Below are 22,133 nucleotides of genomic sequence, written 5' to 3'. Positions count from 1 at the left end.
AAGTAAAAATGGTCAATTGTGAGATTTTTTGTGAGCCCTTTTTGCCATCATTTTGATGTAATTTTAATGCGGATCAATGCAATAGGCCCAAATAATATAAGCCAGTGCAAAAATTACTCCCCAAATCACCCCCAATAAATGTGCCTCAACTAATACAGGACTGCCGATTAATTCTGCTGTACCCAAACTGCCCACTGTATTTTCCCAAATCAGTTTAGATAAAATAAGCAGCAAGACCAATGTGGCAAAGCCACGTTCTTTTTTATAAAGCAAATGCACACATGCCACCGCCACATAAGCACCATGCAACACCCCAGAAAGTCCTGCATAGGCATTAATATCGGCAAGGAAGTAATAGAAACTCAGACTAATCGCTGGCGGTAGTACCAACAAAAGCGCCACAAAGTGCCATACTTTGGCATGCGGAAAAATAAAAGGTAAACAGGCAAACGCGATCATATTGAGTAAATAATGAATCCAGCCCACATGCACCCAATGCCCTGTCCATAAGCGCCAAAATTCATCCAATAAATGTGTAGACCAATAAATAAAATGCTCTGCAAAAATCTGCAAACATGCCGAAACCGACATACATGCCGCAATAAACACAATTTTTCGACTGAGAAATTGAGATGAATATTGCATAGGCGCTTGCATCCTCCAAATTATTCTTGTTATGTGCTTCGGCAAACGGATTGCCCAATCCTAAAACTTCTTGTCTATATTGAATTGGGCAATCTTGATATTTTTACAATTGAGCTGCCGTATCCTCATTAAATAAATCATCTAATTCAGATGAATCATCTTGCTCATCCCAGAAACGTTGCTGATCACCCGTACGCACACCTGTATGTTCAGTCCAGTAACGGTCTGAAATTCCTTGTACCATGCTTCCCGCCATGGCATCAATCAATTTAAATTGTGGATTTACAGGTTTTTCGTCACTGCGTGCATTAGAAAAGGCTTTGAGTGCATCGCGGATTTTGGCATCTTCACCACCGGCTTGGGCAGCAACCGCATATAAAGCGTGTGATAAACGCACCCCTTTATTTTCACCAATTTGCATCGACTGCTTTAAGGTTTGATACGGATCAGGTTTGCCATCTCCCGCACCTGGAAGCAAAGTCCAAATTACGGCACGTGTAGCCTCTGGTGCGCCCCAGAATTTTTCATTGTTTAAACAGGTCATACCACGTTCAACAATCGCGGCAATATCTTTAGGCACATGCACTGCCCCGCCTGAATTAATATCATTGGTCATGGCTTGCAAGCCACTCAACATCCCCAACATATACACAGTTTGATCAATATCACTGTTCATTTTTGGACAACCTTCGCCCAAAGGTTTCCGATATTTCTTTTCCCAACGATGCTGAAACAATTGATAGCCTGTGTATTGGCGCTGTGCCGCCAAAGCCGCCCAACGTTTTTGCTGAATCCGCGCATCTTGCGCTTCGCCCACTTGCCCTGCTTTTGCTGCACGTAAATAACGCAATTCAGCATCCAAAGCTTTTTCTTCAGCACAAATTCCTGCAGCCGAGTACATCAATACTGCAACACGTGTCGGGTCTGCACCCATGTCTTTGGTGGCCATAATGGCTGGTGTAAGTGAGTTACCAGAATTACACACCATTTCAGCATCTTCCATGGCCAAAATTGGCGGCACAATATGCTTTTCAGTAAAACCAAGCGCGACATTCGCTCCCGTTTTAACCACTTGTGAACAACCTGATAATAATAAACTTGTGATTGCGAATACGGCCACACCCTGGCCTATTTTTTGGACTTGCGACATTTTCCTGTCCTCTATAATTGTGTTTATGTCCATTGCAACAAACATAGCAGAAGCAATATCTGAATAAAAGCATCTTGCTTCAGCTTCAGATAGATAACTTTGCCATGTTTTTCAGTCTTGAAAATTGACTGTAATCTGTCATCCGACAAAATTTAGGCAAAAAAAAGTAGCATTGCGACGGTTCAGCACATGCTACTTATTAACTGATGCCCAATTCGGGCTTATCTTAAAAAATCTTTCGACTAAATTTAAATCTACACATCTCAGGAATCTGATTTGTATTGATCTACACTTGTCTGGAATGAATATAACTGAAAATAGGGATATGTGTAATCTTTTATGCCAATATAAGATGACTGATCAGGACATGAAAAATAGATGATAATTTTATCTTTATGATACTTATAGTTTTTTATTATTATAAAAATATACAGCTGTCTGTAAATTAGAGCATTTTCGCCAATACTTTTAGAGCCTTCCATTCCGCCTTGGAAACCTGATCACACCAAATCACCACAGGTTTAAAGGCTTGCTGAAATTCCATGACGATATAAATTTGATGATCTATCACTTGACGCAGTTGCACACGCTGAATTTCAATTTGGCGAGCTGTGCTTTTAATCTGTTGTGATACTACACGAGGCGCGAGATAGGAAATTGACCATTCACGGTCATCTAATTGATCTAAACCAACAATTCGGTTTGCACGAACAAATTTAAAATATGTCCAGCCCATAATGACAATACATACAACGCTAAGCCATGGCTTTAACACTTGTAGTAAAAGCCAAACGATGAGTAGAGCGATCATCAGCTGAAACACTATTGCGATGACACTAGGTTTCAGCTGAAACTGCTGCTTAGCCATGCACATAATGCTTTAGTTTACGGATAAAATCTTTCAACTCAGGACGTGGTGGCTCAGACACTTCCATAAACCAATCCAATAAATCTGGGTCTTCCTGCTCAACCAAATCGGCAAACATTTGTTTTTCTTCCGCACTGGCAGTCAAATAATGATTTTTCACATACGGGTCAAAATAGACATCAATTTCCTTTAAACCACGACGGGCACGGTAAATCACTTTACGTTCTTCTAAGCTGATGTCATCACTCATGCGGTTTCCCCATTAAAATTAAACTCAGGCTAGTTTAACCGACCCCTTTTAAAGTTTCGATGACTTTTATGCAGCATTGACCAAAAGCATCATCTTTCATTTGCAATTGAAACTTTTGCACCTTGTTGCCCCCTATAAATTCTTCTAAGGTGAATTCAAAATAACAACATCAGGAAGATAAAACCATGCAATCTGCCGCAATTCGCCCCATTGCCAATATGTTACCGCGCACCTTATTCAGTGCTGAACACGACAGTTTTCGTGATTTGGTACGAAAATTCTATTTGCAGGAAGTCATCCCCCATACTGAAAAATTTGAAGCGCAGCAGCATGTAGACCGTGAGCTATGGCGTAAAGCAGGTACTTTGGGTTTGCTGTGTAGCACCATGCCTGAAGAATATGCAGGTTCAGGGGTAGACCGCTTATACAGCATGATTTTGATTGAAGAACAAGCCTATGCAGGTGACAGTGCTACCGGTTTTTCACTGCATTCAGATATTGTCGCCAATTACATTAATAACTTTGGCACAACTGAACAAAAACAACACTGGTTACCCCGCATGGCCACAGGCGAAGTGATAACCGCGATTGCCATGACCGAACCCGGTACAGGTTCAGACTTACAAGCTGTGCGTACCTCTGCGGTATTGGATGGCGATGAATACGTGATTAATGGTTCTAAAATTTTTATTACCAACGGCTATTTGTGCGACATGGCGATTGTGGTATGTAAAACAGCGAACACAGACAAAGGTTCAGCCAATCTGTCTTTAATATTGGTAGAAGCAGACCGTGCGGGATTTAGCAAAGGCAAACCACTGAATAAAATTGGTATGAAAGGTCAGGACACTTGCGAATTATTTTTTGATAATGTCCGCGTGCCTCGCAGCAATTTATTGGGTGCAGAAGGCATGGGCTTTATCATGCTGATGAAAGAACTGGCTTGGGAACGCTTAATTGTCGCGATTATTTGCCAAGCAGGTGCAGAAGCTGCTTTTGCACATACACTGCAATATACTCAGCAACGTCAAGCCTTTGGCAAAAGTATTCATAGCTTTCAAAATACGCGCTTTAAACTGGCAGAATTACGCACCGAAATTGATTTCTGTCGTGCTTTTTTAGATCAATGTATGCAGTTACAACTTCAAGATCAGCTCAGTGTTGAAGCTGCAGCGGCCGCCAAATATAAAATTTCAGAGATGTACTCCAAAGTGGTGGATGAATGTCTACAACTGCATGGTGGTTATGGCTATATGCTTGAGTATCCAATTGCACGTGCTTACTTAGACAATCGGGCCAATCGTATTTATGCAGGCACCAATGAAATTATGAAAGAGCTGATTTCACGTTCTTTATAAAATTTCCACCTCAACATAAAAATGGCGCAAGCAATTTTAAATTTCTTGTGCCATATTATTTTTGCACCCAACGATTTAAGACACTAATTTAGGTTTACGCTGCTGTGCAGGCACAGCTTGTTTGAATTTTAAAATACCATCTTCAAAACTTGCTTGTTTTAAAGTTTTGCGATCTTCTAAGTAATTGTTGGTCACTCGCCATGGCGCATGTTTGCCTTGCTTTGGCATCACATCAGCAGCACGCGCGATATAGCCCGAACTCAAACTGCCCATCACCGTATCTTCCAATAACTCTGTTTTGTCACCTTGAGGAATTACCTCGTCATAACCTTGTCGATCCATATAATTGAGCAAACGACAAATATAATCCGCAGCCACATCCACTTTAAGCGTCCAAGAGGCATTAATATAGCCAATAATCATCGCCATATTCGGTACATCGCTGATCATCACACCTTGATATAGCATGTGCTTCGAAGTGTCTAAAGGCACACCATCAATTGTGGCTTGAATACCACCTAGAATCTGAATATTCAAACCAGTGGCAGAGACAATAATATCGGCATCCAGATGCTTACCTGATTTTAATTGCACACCTGTTTCAGTAAAACTTGCAATTTGATCAGTTTCAATCGAGGCATGCCCTTCGCGTAAAATCTTAAATAAATCACCATCAGGCACAACACATAAACGCTGATCCCACGGATTATAATGTGGCGTGAAATGCTTCATATCCACCTTGCCTTTGAGCTGCATTTGGATAGATTTCAGCAACAAAGTCCGCAGTAATTTCGGCTGTTTTTGTGCTAAAGCATAAATTGCGCGTTGCATGCCAATATTACGTGCGCGCGTGATTTTGTAAGCAACATCTTCAGGCAAAACTTTACGCATTTGCTGATAAACAAAATCCATTGCAGGCACTGAAGCAATATATGTCGGTGAGCGTTGCAGCATGGTGACATGCGCTGCACCACCTTTCGACATGGCAGGGACTAAGGTAATGGCGGTTGCACCACTACCAATAATTAAGACCTTTTTACCACGATAATCTAAATTTTCAGGCCAATGCTGAGGGTGGATAAATGTGCCTTTAAACGCCTGCTGATTCGGAAAGTCAGGCTGAAAACCTTGATCGTAATTGTAATAGCCTGTGCAACCTAAAACAAAATTAGCCACCCAAGTTTCAATCTGTTGCACTGCATTTTCTATACGTAACGTCCACTTACGTGTTTGAGAGTCATAATTGGCAGATAACACACGATGCTGAAAATGAATTTTTGAGTGTAAGGCTTTTTCTTGAATGACTTCTTCTAGATAGTCTTTGATAGATGCGCCATCGGCAAGTACATTGGTTTTTTTCCAAGGCTTAAAATTATAACCAAAAGTCGACATATCCGAATCTGAACGAATGCCCGGATATTGGAATAAATCCCAAGTGCCACCAAAACTTTGACGACGCTCAATAATTTCAAAAGAACGCTGTGGGCAGTTTTGACTTAAATGTGCTGCTACACCAATGCCCGAAATCCCTGCCCCAATAATTAATATATCAACCTGCTTATCCATGTTTTATTGTCCAGCTTGAATGATGTTTTTTATTAAAGCATAAATTTGACAATACACAATGTCAAGTTTAGCAAAAGTTACTAAAATTTATATCAATTCGGGACAATTTCATCATTTATTGAGATTCAATATATTTTTTTCATAAAAAAAGACCGGTAAAACCGGTCTTTTTCTGAACAACGTGCGTTATTCTTGGCGAAATTATTTAACTTCGCGATCTACAAGCTCAACGTAAGCCATCGGTGCAGCATCACCCGCACGGAAGCCCGCTTTAAGAACACGTAGATAACCGCCGTTACGCTCTTTGTAACGAGGGCCAAGAACGGTAAATAATTTACCAACAGTTGCTGCTGAACGAGTACGAGCAAACGCTAAACGACGGTTTGCTACTGTATCGTTTTTAGCTAAAGTGATTAAAGGCTCAGCAACACGACGTAATTCTTTTGCTTTAGGAACAGTTGTTTTGATTAACTCGTGTTCGAACAAAGAATTAGCCAAGTTTTGGAACATCGCTTTGCGATGGCTGCTTGTACGGCCTAATTTCACACCACTATTACGATGACGCATGGTGATAGTCCTACTTAATTAACGGCTACGATAGGCGAAACGATCGTCCATACGGAGACTAGCCGGTGGCCAGTTCTCTAAACGCATGCCGAGCTGTAAGCCTTTAGAAGCCAGAACATCTTTGATCTCTGTAAGCGATTTTTTACCCAAGTTAGGCGTTTTAAGTAGCTCAACCTCAGTACGCTGTACAAGATCACCAATGTAGTAAATATTTTCTGCTTTCAAACAGTTAGCAGAACGAACAGTAAGCTCTAGATCATCTACTGGACGAAGCAAGATTGGGTCAACTTCTTCACGAGGCTCTTGAGCAACAGGAGCTTGATCTTTCTGAAGATCAACAAAAATTGCAATTTGTTGTTGCAAGATTGTTGCCGCTTTGCGGATCGCTTCTTCTGGATCAACTGTACCATTGGTTTCAAGATCAATGATCAACTTGTCAAGGTCAGTACGTTGTTCTACACGCGCATTTTCTACGATGTAAGACACACGTTTGATTGGGCTATAAGAAGCATCTAACTGCAAACGACCTACAGGGCGAGTTTCGCCTTCTGGGAAACGTGAATCAGATGTTTCATAACCACGACCTTGAGCAACTTTCAGGCGCATTTTTAAATTGCCTGTAGCACTTAAAGTGCCAATCAAGTGTTCAGGGTTAACCACTTCAACATTATGCGGTAAACGAAGGTCTGCAGCAGTTACATCGCCTGGACCTTGTTTTTCCAATGTCAAATAAGCTTCATTTTGATCGAACAGCTTAATAGACAATCCTTTCAGGTTCAGCAAGAGCTCGACGATGTCCTGCTGCAAGCCTTCCAAAGTACTGTACTCGTGCTCGACACCTTCAATTTCAACTTCTACCACAGCTGCGCCAGGTAAAGAAGAAAGAAGGATGCGACGTAAAGCATTACCAAGAGTGTGACCAAAGCCACGCTCTAATGGTTCTAGAATAACTTTTGCCGAGGTCCCGCTTGCCGCTTCGACCTTGATCGCTTGCGGAGTAAGAAACTCATTTGCAGTACGCGTCATTATTGCTACCTCAAGGATTATTTAGAATACAATTCTACAATCAAGCTTTCGTTGATTTCAGCAGGTAAATCAGAACGATCTGGTGCAGCTTTAAACGTACCTTCAAATTTAGAATGGTCAACTTCCATCCATGAAGGGATACCACGTTGAGCAGCCAATTCAATTGCGTTTTTAATACGTAATTGTTGTTTTGCACCTTCGTGAACTGCAATTACATCACCAGCTTTAACTTGAATAGACGCAATGTTAACACGACGACCATTTAAAGTAATGCTACGGTGAGATACAAGCTGACGAGCTTCTGCACGTGTAGAACCAAAACCCATGCGATAAACAACGTTATCAAGACGGCTTTCGAGCAATTTCAACAAGTTTTCACCTGTTGCGCCTTTCACACGAGCAGCTTCTTTATAGTAGTTACTAAATTGACGCTCTAAAACACCGTACATACGACGTACTTTTTGTTTTTCACGTAATTGTAGTGAGTACTCAGATTGCTTACCACCACGAGCCCCGCCATGTTGGCCAGGAGCTTTAGCGTGTTTTTTAGTTTTGACGTCAAATGGTTTAACGCCAGATTTTAGTTGCAGGTCTGTCCCTTCGCGGCGAGAGAGTTTGCATTTTGGACCAATATAACGAGCCATGAATGTTTCTCCTTACACGCGACGTTTTTTAGGTGGACGGCAACCGTTGTGAGGGATTGGAGTCACATCGGTAATGCTGTTAATTTTATAACCCACTGCACCTAATGCACGAACCGCAGACTCACGACCTGGACCAGGACCTTTCACAAGGACGTCCAAGTTTTTCAAACCGTAATCTAAAGCAGCTTTACCAGCAACTTCAGCAGCTACCTGAGCAGCGAACGGAGTTGATTTACGTGATCCACGGAAGCCTTGTCCACCTGAGGTAGCCCAAGCCAGTGCATTACCTTGACGATCGGTAATGGTCACAATGGTGTTATTAAAAGAAGCGTGAATGTGTGCAACACCTTCAGAGACGGTACGAGTGACCTTCTTGCGTGTGCGAGTATCTTTAGCCATCTTTTAGCTTCCAGAAATCTTATTTCTTAATCGGTTTGCGCGGACCTTTACGGGTACGTGCGTTAGTTTTGGTGCGTTGACCACGGACAGGCAAGCTGCGACGATGACGAAGACCGCGGTAGCAGCCTAAATCCATTAAACGTTTAATGTTCATGGAAATTTCGCGACGTAAGTCACCTTCGGTCGGAACCTTAGCAACTTCTGCACGAATCGCATCAAGCTGAGCGTCATCTAATTCACGGATCTTTGTTGTTGGTGCGATACCAGCAGCAGCTAAGATAGTCTTAGCAGTGTGGCGACCAATACCAAAGATATAAGTGAGAGAGATAACAGCGTGCTTGTTATCCGGAATGTTTACACCGGCAATACGAGCCATTCAATTTTCTCCAAAAAGGCAGTTAAGATAATCAACCGCCCCACAAAAATCTTGAGGGGCGGATAATAACCTAATTAGCCTACTGAAATCAACAGGTCTTAATCAAATTAACCTTGACGCTGCTTATGACGAGGTTCTGCGCTGCAAATTACGCGAATAACCCCATTACGACGGATAACTTTGCAGCTACCACAAATTTTCTTTACAGAAGCTTGTACTTTCATGATGAAACCTCTAAGTGCGCTTATCCCTTAGGATGAGCAGTCGTTTTTCTCATTAACGTTTGATTATCGTACTGGTGCGAGGTGAGATGTGCTTGAAGCTGAGCCATAAAGTCCATCACAACCACTACAACGATTAATAATGATGTACCACCTAAGCTAAATGGAATTCCAAATGAGCTTTGTAGAATCATCGGCATTAAGCAGACTACAGTGATGTAAATCGCGCCAATAAAGGTCAAACGACTGAGAATATGATCTAAGTAACGAGCAGTTTGCTCACCTGGGCGAATACCAGGCACATAAGCTCCGCTGCGTTTCAAGTTTTCCGAAACTTCTTTAGGGCTGAAAACCAGCGCAGTGTAGAAGTAACAGAAAAAGATAATTAACGCACCAAAGAGCACCAAATACAACGGTTGTCCAGGCGACAATACCAATGCCAAGTCTTGTAGACTACGCTTGATTAATCCAGCATTAGGGTCCGCACTGCCGACCCATTGACCTAAGCTCGCTGGGAACAAAAGCAATGAACTGGCAAAAATTGCTGGAATCACACCTGCCATATTAATTTTTAATGGCAAATGCGTTTGCTGAGCAGTAAATACACGACGACCTTGTTGTTTTTGGGCATAGTTTACTGGAATACGACGCTGCGCCTTCTCAATAAACACAATTGCTGCAAGTACACCCAAAGACAATAAACCAAAAATTGCCAAACCAATCAGGCTTGTCTGGCCACTATCAATAGATGTGAAGGATTGCATAATTAAATTAGGCAAGCCTGCAACAATACCTGCGAAAATGATCATGGAAATACCATTGCCCACTCCGCGTTCGGTAATTTGTTCACCCAACCACATTAGGAACATTGTGCCTGCAACCAAAGAGGTAACAGCTGGAACGTAAAAAGCCAGACCTGACGTTAAGGTAATACCTTGACCAATCAGACCTGCACACATCCCAATCGCTTGCACAAGTGCAAGAAACAATGTGCCTTGGCGCGTATATTGATTAATTTTGCGTTTACCTTGCTCGCCTTCTTTTTTCAAAGCTTCAAGCGAAGGAACCACGGTAGACATCAACTGTACGATAATCGAAGCAGAAATGTATGGCATGATCCCTAAAGCAAGAATCGACATCCGCTCTAATGCACCACCCGAAAACATGTTAAACAAACCAAGGATTGTACCTTGGTTTGCATTAAACAATTGTTCAAGTGCGGCATTATTAATGCCTGGTACTGGAATATGCGCTCCTAGTCGAAATACCAATAACGCACCAATGAGAAACATCATTCGGCGTATAATTTCACGGTATTTCACGTGAAATGGTTGGCCTTTCATCATGTGAACATGACCTGAAGAACTAGGAGACATAGACACTGGGGATTACTCCTCGACTTTACCGCCAGCCGCTTCAACAGCAGCTTTAGCGCCTTTAGTCACAGCAACACCTTGAATAGTGAATGCGCGAGTAATTTCACCAGAAAGTACGATACGAGCACGAGCCATATCTTTACGTACAACGTTCGCTGCTTTTAATGTTTCAAGGCTAACGATGTCGCCTTCCACTTTAGCAAGCTCAGATAAACGTACTTCAGCAGTTTTCAAAGCGATTTGGCTAGTGAAACCGAATTTAGGTAAACGACGATATAACGCAGTTTGACCACCTTCGAATCCAGGACGTGTACCACCGCTCTTACGTGAGTTTTGACCTTTGATACCACGACCACCAGTCTTACCAACGCCAGAACCGATACCACGGCCTAAACGACGGGCTTCACGCTTAGCACCTTCTGCAGGTGCAAGTTCATTTAAACGCAGAGTCATGGCTTATTCCTCTACACTAACCATATAGTAGACTTGGTTGATCATACCACGGTTAGAAGGCGTATCTTGCACTTCTACAGTATGACCAATACGACGCAGACCTAAACCTTTAAGGCTAAGCTTGTGATTTTTCAAGCGGTGCGATGCAGATTTAGTCTGGGTAACTTTAATCGTTTTCATGATTGATTACCCTTGAATTTGTTCTACTGAAAGACCACGTTTCGCAGCAACCTTTTCAGGAGTTGTCATGTCACGCAAACCGTTGAAAGTTGCGTTCACTACGTTTGCAGCGTTAGTAGAACCACGGCATTTAGTCAATACGTTACGTACACCTGCAGCTTCTAAAACTGCACGCATAGAACCACCCGCAATTACACCAGTACCTTCAGATGCTGGCTGCATGTAAACACGGCTTGCACCATGACGCGCATGAATCGGGTGTTGTAAAGTACCATCTGCCAATTCGATAGTGATCATGTTACGACGTGCAGCTTCAAGTGCTTTAGAAATAGCAGCTGGAACTTCACGTGCTTTACCACGACCAAAACCTACGCGACCATTACCATCACCCACAACAGTTAATGCTGTGAAAGAGAAGATACGACCACCTTTAACAACTTTGGCTACGCGATCAACGGCAACCAGCTTTTCAACAAGACCTTCGTTTTGTTCAACTTTAGCCATGATTAGAACTCCAAGCCGTTTTCACGAGCAGCATCAGCCAAGGCTTTGATACGACCATGATATTTAAAACCAGAACGGTCAAACGCAACTTTAGTTACGCCAGCTGCTTTCGCGCGTTCTGCAATTAAAGCACCTACTTTTTGAGCTGCTTCAACGTTACCAGTTGTACCAGCACGTAAAGTAGCATCTAAAGTTGAAGCTTGCGCTAAAACTTTGCCACCATCTGCTGAAATAACTTGAGCATAGATGTGACGCGGCGTGCGGTTTACACACAAACGAGTCGCACCCAATGCACGGATGTGCAAGCGTGTGCTTTTCGCACGACGCAAACGGGATTGTTTCTTTTCGTTCATAAGAACCTCGCGCCTTATTTCTTCTTAGCTTCTTTACGAAGAACAACTTCATCCGAATAACGAACACCTTTACCTTTATATGGCTCTGGTGGACGGTATCCACGGATATCCGCAGCAACTTGACCTAAAGCTGCTTTATCAGCAGATTTAAGGATAATTTCAGTTGCAGTTGGAGTTTCTGCAGTCACACCTTCAGGAAGGGTGTAATCGATTGGGTGTGAAAAACCAAGGTTAAGGTTAACAACGTTACCTTTTACCGCAGCTTTATAACCAACACCAATCAATTGCAACTTACGTTCGAAGCCTTCGCTCACACCTTTTACAAGGTTGTTAAGCACAGCGCGAGCAGTACCAGCTTGCATCCAAGCGTCTTTCGACTCAGCTTTAGGAGCAATAGCTAAAATACCGTCTTCCTGTTTTAGCTCGACCAGCGCATGCAGGTTGAAAGACAATGTACCTTTGCTGCCTTTCACTTCGACCTGCCGGCCGTTCTGAGTAACTGTAACACCGTTAGGTACAGTTACTGGGGCTTTAGCCACACGAGACATGAGGAATCACCTATTATTAAGAAACAAAAGCAATAACTTCACCACCGATACCTGCAGCACGTGCAGCGCGATCAGTCATGATGCCTTTGCTTGTAGAAACGATTGCAATACCTAAACCTTGCTTAACGCTTGGAAGTGCATCTTTACCGCGATACTGACGTAGACCTGGACGGCTTACGCGTTTCACAGTTTCGATAACTGGTTTGCCTTCATAGTATTTTAAAGTAATCGTTAATGTAGGTTTGCCTTCGTTGTCAGCCACTTCTACATTTGCGATATAACCTTCTTGTTGAAGTACGTTTGCAATAGCAACCTTCAACTTAGAATTAGGCATAGAAACAGTTTGTTTCTTTGCCATTTGAGCGTTACGAACACGCGTTAGCATGTCGGCAACGGTATCTTGCATACTCATTTATAGTGCTCCTTACCAGCTTGCCTTAACAACGCCCGGTACATCACCTTGCATTACTGTGTCACGTAATTTGTTACGGCTTAAACCGAACTTACGGAAGTAACCATGAGGACGACCAGTTAAACCACAACGGTTACGAAGACGTACTGGAGACGCATTACGTGGTAATGCTTGTAATTTCATCATCGCTTCGAAACGCTCTTCTTCGCTTGCATTTACGTTTGCAATCGTTGCTTTTAATTCAGCACGTTTTGCAGCGTATTTAGCAACAGTAGCTTCGCGTTTCAATTCGCGATTAATCATACCTTTCTTAGCCATATCGACCTCTTATTTGAACGGGAAGCCGAATGCACGCATAAGCGCACGGCCTTCGTCATCGGTGCGAGCAGTCGTAGTAATGGTGATGTCCATACCACGAATTTGATCAATCTTATCGAAATCGATTTCAGGGAACATGATTTGTTCCTTGAGACCCATAGAGTAGTTACCACGACCATCAAATGATTTCGAAGAGAAACCACGGAAGTCACGGATACGAGGGATCGCGATAGAGATCAAACGGTCTAAGAATTCGTACATACGTTCGCCGCGTAAAGTAACTTTACAACCAATCGGCCAACCATCACGGATTTTAAAACCAGCGATTGATTTACGAGCTAATGTTAAAATTGGTTTTTGACCAGCAATAGCTTGCATATCAGAAAGAGCGCCATCTAACAATTTCTTGTCAGCAGCTGCAGCACCAACACCCATGTTGATGGTAATTTTAGTGATGCGAGGGATCTCCATCACATTCTTAACGCCCAATTGTTCTTGTAATTGAGCCTTAAGTTCGTCATTGTAACGTGTTTTAAGTCTGGCCATTGCCTATTTCAACCTATTACTTCGCCACCGCCACTGATTCACCATTCGATTTATAAACGCGAGTTTTCACGCCATCAATCGTTTGGTAACCAACACGGTCAGCCTTTTGGGTTGTAGCATTAAAAATTGCCACGTTTGAGATATGAAGCGAAGCTTCCTGCGTTACGATACCGCCTTCAGCGCCCGTAGCACGGTTTGGCTTCTGGTGCTTCTTAACCAAGTTAAGACCTTCGACCTTAACACGGTCATTAGAAACTGACAGAACAGTACCCTGTTTGCCTTTTTCTTTACCTGCGATCACAATTACTTGATCGCCTTTTTTAATCTTAGCCATGATTGCCTCTTATAGAACTTCAGGAGCCAATGAAATGATTTTCATGAACTGTTCAGTACGAAGTTCACGAGTCACTGGTCCGAAAATACGAGTTGCAATCGGTGCTTTGTTGTTATTCAAAATAACAGCAGCGTTATCATCAAAACGGATCACAGAACCGTCTGGACGACGAATACCGAACTTTGTACGTACAACAACAGCATTCATCACGTCACCTTTTTTAACACGTGCGCGTGGAATAGCTTCTTTTACAGTAACTTTAATAATGTCGCCAACAGAAGCATAACGACGATGTGAACCACCTAGTACTTTAATACATTGTACGCGGCGAGCACCACTGTTGTCAGCTACGTCAAGCATCGTTTCGGTTTGAATCATTGCCCTACTCCAAAACCGAGCATCACCGGTCACAATTTCGAAAGGCTCAAAGAGTACTCGAAATTGACCGATGATGCAACAAGAACGTTAATTACTCAGCAGCAGCTTCAACAACTTCAACTAAAGTCCATGACTTAGTTTTAGACATTGGGCGGCTTTCTTTGATGGTTACAACATCACCAATCTTGGCTGTATTGTTCTCATCATGAGCGTGTAATTTGGTTGAACGGCGAATCAATTTGCCATACAACGGGTGTTGAACTTGGCGTTCAATAAGGACAACAATAGATTTTTCCATTTTGTCGCTTACAACTTTGCCAGTTAACGTGCGGACTGTATTTTGACTCATTGCCCGTTCCCCTGTTTTTCGGTAAGGAGGGTCTTGATGCGTGCAATAGTTTTACGAGTAAGCGCAACTTCATGCGATTTACCCAATTGACCAGTTGCTTTCGCCATACGAAGACGGAATTGGTTAAGCTGTTGCTCATCAAGCAAAGCTGTCAACTCTTCTACCGACTTTTCACGTAGATCTTTAGTTTTCATTACATTACCGTCCGAGTCACGATAGTGGTTTTAAACGGAAGTTTAGCAGCAGCAAGCGTAAATGCTTCACGTGCCAATTCTTCGTTCACACCATCAATTTCGTACAAGACTTTACCTGGTTTGATTTGACAAACCCAATATTCCACAGAACCTTTACCTTTACCCATACGCACTTCAAGAGGCTTAGAAGTAATTGGTTTGTCTGGGAATACACGGATAAAGATCTTACCACCACGCTTAATACGACGGCTGATTGTACGACGTGCCGCTTCAATTTGACGCGCAGTCATTTGACCACGTTCAACTGATTTAAGAGCGATAGTACCGAAAGATACTGAGCTACCACGGTGCGCTAAGCCAGTGTTACGGCCTTTTTGCACCTTACGGAATTTAGTACGTTTAGGTTGCAACATGGATTATTCTCCTTTTTCAGCAGAACGATCATTGCGACGACCACGACGCTCTTGACCTTCACCACGACCGCGACCGCGTTTAGCTGGACGTTCTTCAGCAGGTGCTGGGTTCATGACTTGTTTCATGCCACCCAAGATTTCACCACGGAATACCCAAACTTTAACGCCAATCGTACCGTAAGTAGTTTCAGCACGCATAGTTGCATAGTCGATGTCCGCACGAAGTGTATGCAAAGGTACACGACCTTCACGATACCATTCAGTACGTGCAATCTCTGCACCACCTAAACGACCAGAAACTTCAACTTTGATACCTTTAGCACCAGCACGCATAGAGTTCTGTACCGCACGCTTCATAGCACGACGGAACATTACACGCTTTTCTAATTGAGAAGCGATTGCTTCAGCAACTAAACGTGCATCTAAGTCTGGACGGTCAATTTCGTTGATGCTTACTTGCGCAGGAACACCCATAATAGATGTTAATTCGCGTTGTAATTTCTCAATGTCTTCGCCTTTTTTACCGATTACGATACCAGGACGCGCAGTGCTAATTGTTACTTTAGCAGCACCCGTTGGACGTTCGATAAGAATATTGCTTACCATTGCGTTCTTAAGTTTTTTAGTTAAAAACTCACGAACTTGAAGGTCTTTAAGCAAGTATTCAGCGTATTGTTTCGGATTCGCATACCAGTTAGCGTTATGACGTTTCACAACACCTAGGCGGATACCGATTGGATGAACCTTCTGACCCATATCAAACCCCTACCTTAACGGTGATGTGACAAGTACGTTTAGTAATACGATCTGCACGGCCTTTAGCACGTGGCATAATACGTTTAAGGCTCATGCCTTCGTCAACGTAAATCGTAGATACTTTAAGGTCGTCTACATCTAAACTGTTATTGTGTTCAGCATTTGCAATTGCAGATTCCAATGCTTTCTTAACTAAAACAGCAGCTTTTTTGTTGCTGAAGTTTAAAATGTTAAGTGCATGCGCAACAGATTTGCCGCGGATAAGATCTGCAACCAAACGTGCTTTTTGTGCCGAGATAGCGGCACCGCGTAATTTAGCAGTTACTTCCATCATAGCACCTATTAACGTTTAGACTTCTTGTCAACACCGTGACCACGATAGGTACGAGTTGGCGCGAATTCACCGAGTTTATGACCAACCATGTGTTCAGAGATAATCACTGGAACATGGTTACGACCATTGTGAACAGAAATTGTTAAACCAACAAAATCTGGGAGGATCATCGAACGACGCGACCAAGTTTTGATCGGCTTACGGTTATTAGCCGCGATTGCCGCTTCAACCTTAGCGAACAAGTGCGCATCGACGAATGGGCCTTTTTTCAGAGAACGAGGCATTGTCAGATTCCTTTACTTGTTACTTAACGCGACGGTCGCGAATAATCATCTTAGTCGTACGCTTGTTGGTACGTGTCTTGTACCCTTTAGCTTTTTGACCCCATGGGCTTACAGGTTGGATACCTTTAGTACGCCCTTCACCACCACCGTGCGGGTGATCAACCGGGTTCATTGCCATACCACGAACGGTAGGACGAACACCACGCCAGCGCGAAGCACCTGCTTTACCAAGTGAACGAAGGTTGCTTTCTGAGTTAGATACTTCACCTAACACAGCGCGACATTCAACGTGCACTTTACGCATTTCGCCTGAACGTAGACGAACGATAGCGTATGAACCGTCACGACCCAACAATTGAACTGAAGTACCAGCAGAACGCGCTAATTGAGCACCTTTACCGATTTTAAGTTCGATGTTGTGAAGAGTAGCACCGATTGGCATGTTACGAAGTGGCAAGCAGTTACCTGGGCGGATTGGAGCATCGTTACCAGATTGAACTTGATCACCAGCACGTAAACCTTTAGGCGCAATAATATAACGACGTTCACCGTCAGCATACTTCAACAATGCGATGTGTGCAGTACGGTTTGGATCGTATTCAATACGCTCTACAACAGCAGGAATGCCATCTTTGTTACGTTTGAAGTCTACGATACGGTAGTGTTGCTTATGACCACCACCAACGTGACGTGTAGTAATGTGACCGTTGTTGTTACGACCACCAGTACGTTTTTTAGCTTCTACCAACGGCGCATAAGGAGCACCTTTGTGAAGATGGTCGTGAACGACTTTCTCTACAAAGCGACGTCCTGGAGACGTTGGCTTACATTTTTGAATCGGCATAAATTTCGTCCTTATTCCGCTGCGCTTTCAGCGGTATCGCCCAAGTCAGCCATTTCAACATCTTGGCCAGCTTTCAGGGTGACGTATGCTTTTTTAACATCAGAACGGCGTCCTAATGTACGACCAAAGCGCTTAGTCTTACCTTTAGTGATAGTCGTGTTAACTTTAACAACTTCCACACCAAATAATTGCTCAACTGCTTTTTTGATTTCAAGTTTGTTTGCATTTAATGCAACTTTGAATACTTGAACACCAGCAGTTTCGCCTAAAACTTGTGCTTTTTCTGAAAATACAGGTCCTTGTAGGACTTGATATAAACGTTCGTTGTTCATCCGAGTTCTACCTCAATTTTCTTAGCAGCAGCAACAGACATTACAACTTTGTCGAACGCGATCAAGCTAACAGGATCGATTGCAGTAGCATCAACCACATCAACGTGTGGAAGGTTACGCGCTGCAAGATATAGATTCTCATCTACAGCTTCAGTTACGATCAATGCGCGAGTTGCATTCAAGTCGTTAAGTTTTGCAAGCAACTCTTTAGTTTTAGGAGCTTCAACAGCAAACTCTTCAACCAATACAAGACGATCTTGGCGAACAAGTTCAGCTAAGATACATTGCATTGCACCGCGGTACATTTTGCGGTTAACTTTTTGAGACCAATCTTGTGGACGAGCAGCAAAAGTTTTACCACCACCAACCCAGATTGGGCTACGAATAGAACCAGCACGAGCGCGGCCAGTACCTTTTTGACGGAATGGTTTTTTACCACCGCCAGCAACGTCTGCACGTGATTTCTGAGCTTTAGAGCCTTGACGACCACCAGCTAAGTAAGCTGTAACAACTTGGTGTACAAGTGCTTCATTGAATTCACGACCGAACGCAACTTCAGATAACTCAACAGCAGAGCCGGAAACAGTATTTAAATTCACGTTATTTCCCCTCAAGCCTTGATCGTAGGACGTACAGTTACGTCACCACCAGTCGCACCAGGAATCGCACCTTTAACAACAAGAACTGAACGCTCTGTGTCGATAGATACTATTTCAAGACCCTGTACAGTTACGCGTTCAGCACCTAAATGGCCAGCCATTTTTTTGCCTTTGAATACGCGACCAGGAGTCTGGTTTTGACCTGTAGAACCTAGAACACGGTGAGAAACAGAGTTACCGTGAGTAGCGTCTTGAGTACGGAAGTTCCAACGCTTAACACCACCCTGGAAACCCTTACCTTTAGACTGACCAGTTACGTCAACGATCTGACCTACTGTGAACAAATCTACACCGATAGTTCCGCCAACTTCACGACCTTCAAGGTCAGCTTCTGTAGCACGGAATTCTTGAACTAAACGACCAGCAGCAACACCCGCTTTAGCGAAGTGACCTTTCTGAGCGTTAGTTACGCGAGATTCGCGACGTTCACCAGTAGTAACCTGAATTGCTTGATAACCATCTGTTTCAAGCGTTTTGATTTGAGTGATGCGGTTAGGATCAACCTCAATCACTGTAACAGGTACAGAAACACCAGCATCTGTAAAGATACGGGTCATACCGCACTTGCGACCGACTAAACCAATAGCCATGTGCATAAACCTCTAAAAAAGCGGCCTAATTAACTTAGAGTGTTAATTAACCGAAAGCCTTAACCCAATGCAATCTGAACATCAACACCAGCTGCTAGATCTAATTTCATCAACGCATCAACAGTTTTATCTGTAGGTTGAACGATGTCGATCAAACGCTTGTAAGTACGGATTTCATACTGGTCGCGCGCATCTTTGTTTACGTGTGGTGATGTTAAAACGTTGAAGCGTTCGATGCGAGTTGGCATCGGGATTGGACCACAAACTTGTGCGCCAGTACGCTTAGCGGTTTCTACGATTTCTTGAGCAGATTGATCGATCAGACGATGATCAAAAGACTTCAAACGGATACGAATTCTCTGGTTAGACATACCAGTTAACTCCAAGCCAAATATATAAAGAATCACCCTTGACGCATCTCACCCCACTAATTTAAGGCAAGTGTCAAAGGCAGTGAATTATCACTAAGGTCATGATCGATGCCACGACTGTCACGATGTTAACTACTTTCTTCGCAGTTAACCCCCTTGCATAAAGGGTCGCCCATTATAACGATTGTTTAATGCATAAGCAAATCTCTTTTTGGCTTTATTGCTTTATTTTTCACGCTCTGCCGATTTCTCTTTTTAAAATATACGATTAGCACTTTATATATGAGTTAGGCAGCATTCCTATCCATTTATTGAGTGTAAATTTAGACAATCTGCATTTTGACCATTCCAACCATCCCTGACAGCAGAAATCGTCATCGCCCTGACCTAACTTTCTTTTCTGTGTTTGCGCCACAATCCATGACTTTATTCTCGAAGTTTGCTTTGTGCTAAAACATAATCTATTGCACGATTCATTAATTGGTTGCCTGCCTGAAATTGTGCCGCAGACATCTGTTTTAATTCATGCGCGGGTTGTACATACATGCCCGAAAATGCTGGTTTCATTTCGGCATTGTCTAAAAACAGCTGCAAAGCTTGTGGGGTGATTTCTGGATGGAATTGGAATCCTAGTACATTTTTCCCAATTTGATAGAGTTGATTAGCGCAGGCGGCATTACTGGCAAGTCTTACCGCGCCCTTTGGTAATTCAAAAGTTTCACCATGCCACTGCATCACTGTGATTTGATCAGGCATTTGGAAACAGCTTTCTGGTATATTTTCGACTTTATAGACTGGATGCCAACCACGCTCTTGTTCTGGATTACGACTGACCGCTGCACCCAACGCATTGGCAATCATCTGCCCACCTAAACACAAACCGATTGCAGGTTTACCCATCGCCAAATAACGCCTAATCCAGCGTTTTTCTGTTTTTAACCATGGATAATGTACTTCATCATTTACACTCATGGCACCGCCCATCACAATTAACAGGTCAATCTCTTCAACTTTGGGCAGAGCTTCAATTTCAATATTTTGCTCAGGCGGTAAAGCAAAAAATTCGGTTGCAGTGATATGCGCCCCCATCTGCTTTAAATAGTCATAGCAACTTCCAAAACCTTCACCTGCACTATGCTGAAAATAATGCACGCTTAGTGGTGCTTTCATCTGGATCATCCTTTGTATTTTCTATACTTCAGCTTCTGCAAAAATAGCGCCAAGTTCAAGGCATGTCTTGTAGTGCAGCTTTTTATAGCCTAAAGCCAGTATTTCTCTTAAGCTAAACTCAATATTTGCTTATTTTCTGAGTGAACCTGTGAAGAAAAATGCTCAAACTGCTTTAATTCATGCACCAAGACGTGCCCCACAATATATTCAAACGGTACAGCCTCCCCTATTTCGTGCATCGACCATTATCTTTGAAAACACAGATGCACTGTTTAATCGACACTGGACTGATGCTTATGATTATAGCTATGGCACACATGGCACACCGACTACATTCACACTCGCTGATCAGATTGCGCAATTAGAAGGTGGTGAATACTGCTTACTCGCACCAAGCGGACTATCAGCAATTAATTTGGTGAATTCCTGCTTTTTAAGTCAAGGCGATGAAGTTTGGGTGGCTGACAATATTTACGGCCCAAACATGGAGCATTTACGCAATTTAGAGCATCGTTACGGCATCACCGTTCAAGTCTACAATCCAATTGATGTCGATAGCTTTCAACCTTCTGCCCAAGCCAAACTGATTTGGCTAGAAGCGGCAGGTTCGGTCACACTAGAGTTTCCAAACCTAACTGCATTAGTCAAAAAAGCCAAATCACATCACATGCTCACAGCCTTAGATAATACTTGGGGTGCAGGACTTGCGTTTAATGCTTTCGATTTTGGTGATGAACATTTAAGTGTCGATATAAGCGTCCATGCCCTGACCAAATACCCAAGTGGTGGTGGTGACATTTTAATGGGGTCTGTCGTGACCCGTGATCAACACTTACATCATCAACTGTTTCGTATGCATGCCATTCAAGGTATTTGCGTATCGGGGGATGATGTCGCGCAAGTACAACGCAGTTTGGCTTCGATGCAACTACGTTATGAGCACCAAGCAAAAAGCACAATTGAATTACTCAACTGGCTGAAACTACAACCACAATTTGCTCAGGTGTTGCACCCTGCCGATGCCACATCTGCGGGGCATGCGTATTGGAAAGAAATTTGCCGCGATGGACACAGCGCAGGTTTGGTCAGTGTGATTTTTAAGCCTGAATATGATTTAGCCGCTGTACGTCAATTCTGCGATGCTTTATCTTTATTTAAACTCGGCTTTAGCTGGGGCGGCCCTGTAAGTTTAGTGATGCTTTACGATCTCAAGACCATGCGTACCTTAGATCATTCTCACTTGGCTGAAGGATTATTGGTGCGTTTTTGTATTGGGCTAGAACATCCTGCAGATTTAATTCACGATATTCAAAATGCCTTACAACGCTTCAGCGACTAATGCAGCACAGATCATCATTTTAACAA

General features: G+C 43.0%; 35 protein-coding genes and 1 pseudogene. 2 read left to right on the top strand and 34 right to left on the bottom strand.

Going from position 1 to position 22,133, the window contains the following annotated elements; genetic code table 11:
* Positions 1–63: 63 nt before the first annotated feature.
* The 4 genes from rrtA to FTV43_RS07425 all read right to left on the bottom strand — a co-directional run bounded on the left by rrtA (position 64) and on the right by FTV43_RS07425 (position 2,913).
* Positions 64–645 carry a rhombosortase gene (gene rrtA, locus FTV43_RS07440; protein ID WP_004974760.1) on the bottom strand — a complete coding sequence of 194 codons (582 nt, stop codon included), beginning with the start codon at positions 643–645 and terminating at the stop codon, positions 64–66.
* A gap of 103 nt (positions 646–748) precedes the next feature.
* Positions 749–1,795: a hypothetical protein gene (locus FTV43_RS07435; RefSeq protein ID WP_179995217.1), complete on the bottom strand. Its 1,047-nt coding sequence runs from the start codon at positions 1,793–1,795 to the stop codon at positions 749–751.
* Between the two features lie 445 nt (positions 1,796–2,240).
* Positions 2,241–2,663, bottom strand: coding sequence for a protein YgfX (locus tag FTV43_RS07430; RefSeq protein ID WP_131260582.1), 423 nt, complete (start codon positions 2,661–2,663; stop codon positions 2,241–2,243).
* Positions 2,656–2,913, bottom strand: coding sequence for a succinate dehydrogenase assembly factor 2 (locus FTV43_RS07425; RefSeq protein WP_004974752.1), 258 nt, complete (start codon positions 2,911–2,913; stop codon positions 2,656–2,658). Before FTV43_RS07425 ends, FTV43_RS07430 begins: the two co-directional genes overlap by 8 nt.
* Positions 2,914–3,098: 185 nt before the next feature.
* Here FTV43_RS07425 and FTV43_RS07420 point away from each other — a divergent pair, with 185 nt between their 5' ends.
* Positions 3,099–4,271, top strand: a complete 1,173-nt coding sequence (locus tag FTV43_RS07420) for an acyl-CoA dehydrogenase family protein (RefSeq protein WP_104852582.1) — start codon at positions 3,099–3,101, stop codon at positions 4,269–4,271.
* Between the two features lie 75 nt (positions 4,272–4,346).
* Here the strand turns inward: FTV43_RS07420 and FTV43_RS07415 are convergent, their stop codons facing one another.
* The 30 genes and pseudogenes from FTV43_RS07415 to FTV43_RS07270 all read right to left on the bottom strand — a co-directional run bounded on the left by FTV43_RS07415 (position 4,347) and on the right by FTV43_RS07270 (position 20,768).
* Positions 4,347–5,837: an NAD(P)/FAD-dependent oxidoreductase gene (locus FTV43_RS07415; protein ID WP_104852583.1), complete on the bottom strand. Its 1,491-nt coding sequence runs from the start codon at positions 5,835–5,837 to the stop codon at positions 4,347–4,349.
* A gap of 201 nt (positions 5,838–6,038) precedes the next feature.
* Entirely contained in the window at positions 6,039–6,404 is a 366-nt protein-coding gene (gene rplQ, locus FTV43_RS07410) for a 50S ribosomal protein L17 (RefSeq protein ID WP_004974746.1), read from the bottom strand.
* Positions 6,405–6,422: 18 nt separating this feature from the next.
* On the bottom strand, positions 6,423–7,430 hold the full coding sequence (gene rpoA / locus FTV43_RS07405; protein ID WP_004974745.1) for a DNA-directed RNA polymerase subunit alpha: 1,008 nt from the start codon (positions 7,428–7,430) through the stop codon (positions 6,423–6,425).
* Between the two features lie 17 nt (positions 7,431–7,447).
* Positions 7,448–8,074: a 30S ribosomal protein S4 gene (gene rpsD, locus FTV43_RS07400; RefSeq protein ID WP_004974744.1), complete on the bottom strand. Its 627-nt coding sequence runs from the start codon at positions 8,072–8,074 to the stop codon at positions 7,448–7,450.
* Between the two features lie 12 nt (positions 8,075–8,086).
* Complete coding sequence (gene rpsK / locus FTV43_RS07395; RefSeq protein WP_001040166.1) at positions 8,087–8,473, bottom strand: 30S ribosomal protein S11; 387 nt, start codon at positions 8,471–8,473, stop codon at positions 8,087–8,089.
* A 19-nt stretch (positions 8,474–8,492) separates the two neighbouring features.
* A complete protein-coding gene (gene rpsM, locus FTV43_RS07390; RefSeq protein WP_004974734.1) occupies positions 8,493–8,849 on the bottom strand; it encodes a 30S ribosomal protein S13 in 357 nt (118 codons plus the stop codon).
* Between the two features lie 107 nt (positions 8,850–8,956).
* On the bottom strand, positions 8,957–9,073 hold the full coding sequence (rpmJ, locus tag FTV43_RS07385) for a 50S ribosomal protein L36 (RefSeq protein WP_000867907.1): 117 nt from the start codon (positions 9,071–9,073) through the stop codon (positions 8,957–8,959).
* A gap of 20 nt (positions 9,074–9,093) precedes the next feature.
* Complete coding sequence (gene secY / locus FTV43_RS07380) at positions 9,094–10,413, bottom strand: preprotein translocase subunit SecY (protein ID WP_179995237.1); 1,320 nt, start codon at positions 10,411–10,413, stop codon at positions 9,094–9,096.
* A 45-nt stretch (positions 10,414–10,458) separates the two neighbouring features.
* Positions 10,459–10,899 carry a 50S ribosomal protein L15 gene (gene rplO, locus FTV43_RS07375; RefSeq protein WP_004974728.1) on the bottom strand — a complete coding sequence of 147 codons (441 nt, stop codon included), beginning with the start codon at positions 10,897–10,899 and terminating at the stop codon, positions 10,459–10,461.
* Between the two features lie 3 nt (positions 10,900–10,902).
* On the bottom strand, positions 10,903–11,079 hold the full coding sequence (gene rpmD, locus FTV43_RS07370) for a 50S ribosomal protein L30 (protein ID WP_004786899.1): 177 nt from the start codon (positions 11,077–11,079) through the stop codon (positions 10,903–10,905).
* A gap of 6 nt (positions 11,080–11,085) precedes the next feature.
* Positions 11,086–11,583 (bottom strand): 30S ribosomal protein S5, encoded by a 498-nt coding sequence (gene rpsE / locus FTV43_RS07365; protein WP_004974725.1) that lies wholly within the window; start codon positions 11,581–11,583, stop codon positions 11,086–11,088.
* Between the two features lie 2 nt (positions 11,584–11,585).
* Positions 11,586–11,936 (bottom strand): 50S ribosomal protein L18, encoded by a 351-nt coding sequence (rplR, locus tag FTV43_RS07360; RefSeq protein ID WP_004281497.1) that lies wholly within the window; start codon positions 11,934–11,936, stop codon positions 11,586–11,588.
* Positions 11,937–11,950: 14 nt separating this feature from the next.
* Complete coding sequence (gene rplF, locus FTV43_RS07355) at positions 11,951–12,484, bottom strand: 50S ribosomal protein L6 (protein WP_004974722.1); 534 nt, start codon at positions 12,482–12,484, stop codon at positions 11,951–11,953.
* Between the two features lie 16 nt (positions 12,485–12,500).
* Complete coding sequence (gene rpsH, locus FTV43_RS07350) at positions 12,501–12,896, bottom strand: 30S ribosomal protein S8 (RefSeq protein WP_004974720.1); 396 nt, start codon at positions 12,894–12,896, stop codon at positions 12,501–12,503.
* Between the two features lie 12 nt (positions 12,897–12,908).
* On the bottom strand, positions 12,909–13,214 hold the full coding sequence (gene rpsN / locus FTV43_RS07345) for a 30S ribosomal protein S14 (RefSeq protein WP_179995216.1): 306 nt from the start codon (positions 13,212–13,214) through the stop codon (positions 12,909–12,911).
* 9 nt (positions 13,215–13,223) lie between these two features.
* Positions 13,224–13,760 (bottom strand): 50S ribosomal protein L5, encoded by a 537-nt coding sequence (rplE, locus tag FTV43_RS07340; protein ID WP_179995215.1) that lies wholly within the window; start codon positions 13,758–13,760, stop codon positions 13,224–13,226.
* A gap of 16 nt (positions 13,761–13,776) precedes the next feature.
* A complete protein-coding gene (gene rplX / locus FTV43_RS07335) occupies positions 13,777–14,094 on the bottom strand; it encodes a 50S ribosomal protein L24 (protein ID WP_004974717.1) in 318 nt (105 codons plus the stop codon).
* A gap of 9 nt (positions 14,095–14,103) precedes the next feature.
* Positions 14,104–14,472, bottom strand: a complete 369-nt coding sequence (gene rplN, locus FTV43_RS07330) for a 50S ribosomal protein L14 (RefSeq protein WP_001982634.1) — start codon at positions 14,470–14,472, stop codon at positions 14,104–14,106.
* A 91-nt stretch (positions 14,473–14,563) separates the two neighbouring features.
* Positions 14,564–14,821 carry a 30S ribosomal protein S17 gene (rpsQ, locus tag FTV43_RS07325; RefSeq protein ID WP_004974714.1) on the bottom strand — a complete coding sequence of 86 codons (258 nt, stop codon included), beginning with the start codon at positions 14,819–14,821 and terminating at the stop codon, positions 14,564–14,566.
* Positions 14,818–15,015: a 50S ribosomal protein L29 gene (rpmC, locus tag FTV43_RS07320; RefSeq protein WP_004650482.1), complete on the bottom strand. Its 198-nt coding sequence runs from the start codon at positions 15,013–15,015 to the stop codon at positions 14,818–14,820. The genes rpsQ and rpmC overlap by 4 nt, the downstream gene beginning before the upstream one ends.
* Entirely contained in the window at positions 15,015–15,428 is a 414-nt protein-coding gene (gene rplP / locus FTV43_RS07315; protein WP_004691317.1) for a 50S ribosomal protein L16, read from the bottom strand. Before rplP ends, rpmC begins: the two co-directional genes overlap by 1 nt.
* Positions 15,368–16,184 (bottom strand): annotated as a pseudogene (gene rpsC / locus FTV43_RS07310) (30S ribosomal protein S3). The gene rplP and the pseudogene rpsC overlap by 61 nt, the downstream one beginning before the upstream one ends.
* A gap of 1 nt (position 16,185) precedes the next feature.
* Positions 16,186–16,515: a 50S ribosomal protein L22 gene (gene rplV, locus FTV43_RS07305; protein WP_001982638.1), complete on the bottom strand. Its 330-nt coding sequence runs from the start codon at positions 16,513–16,515 to the stop codon at positions 16,186–16,188.
* Between the two features lie 11 nt (positions 16,516–16,526).
* Entirely contained in the window at positions 16,527–16,802 is a 276-nt protein-coding gene (gene rpsS, locus FTV43_RS07300; RefSeq protein WP_004673001.1) for a 30S ribosomal protein S19, read from the bottom strand.
* A 19-nt stretch (positions 16,803–16,821) separates the two neighbouring features.
* Positions 16,822–17,646 (bottom strand): 50S ribosomal protein L2, encoded by an 825-nt coding sequence (gene rplB, locus FTV43_RS07295; RefSeq protein WP_004974706.1) that lies wholly within the window; start codon positions 17,644–17,646, stop codon positions 16,822–16,824.
* An 11-nt stretch (positions 17,647–17,657) separates the two neighbouring features.
* A complete protein-coding gene (gene rplW / locus FTV43_RS07290; protein WP_004974703.1) occupies positions 17,658–17,978 on the bottom strand; it encodes a 50S ribosomal protein L23 in 321 nt (106 codons plus the stop codon).
* On the bottom strand, positions 17,975–18,577 hold the full coding sequence (rplD, locus tag FTV43_RS07285; protein ID WP_004974702.1) for a 50S ribosomal protein L4: 603 nt from the start codon (positions 18,575–18,577) through the stop codon (positions 17,975–17,977). The genes rplW and rplD overlap by 4 nt, the downstream gene beginning before the upstream one ends.
* Positions 18,578–18,588: 11 nt before the next feature.
* Positions 18,589–19,227, bottom strand: coding sequence for a 50S ribosomal protein L3 (gene rplC, locus FTV43_RS07280; protein WP_026438075.1), 639 nt, complete (start codon positions 19,225–19,227; stop codon positions 18,589–18,591).
* Between the two features lie 59 nt (positions 19,228–19,286).
* Complete coding sequence (gene rpsJ, locus FTV43_RS07275; protein ID WP_000070912.1) at positions 19,287–19,598, bottom strand: 30S ribosomal protein S10; 312 nt, start codon at positions 19,596–19,598, stop codon at positions 19,287–19,289.
* 426 nt (positions 19,599–20,024) lie between these two features.
* Positions 20,025–20,768: a type 1 glutamine amidotransferase gene (locus FTV43_RS07270; protein WP_179995214.1), complete on the bottom strand. Its 744-nt coding sequence runs from the start codon at positions 20,766–20,768 to the stop codon at positions 20,025–20,027.
* Between the two features lie 148 nt (positions 20,769–20,916).
* On the opposite strand from FTV43_RS07270, the gene FTV43_RS07265 reads away from it, so the two are divergent.
* Positions 20,917–22,107, top strand: a complete 1,191-nt coding sequence (locus FTV43_RS07265; RefSeq protein ID WP_179995213.1) for a PLP-dependent transferase — start codon at positions 20,917–20,919, stop codon at positions 22,105–22,107.
* Positions 22,108–22,133 lie beyond the last annotated feature (26 nt).

The sequence above is a fragment of the Acinetobacter sp. YH16053 genome, from assembly GCF_013417035.1.
GTDB lineage: Bacteria > Pseudomonadota > Gammaproteobacteria > Pseudomonadales > Moraxellaceae > Acinetobacter > Acinetobacter towneri.
Note: the sequence above shows the minus strand (reverse complement) of the source record. Positions and strands in the feature narration are given on the sequence as shown.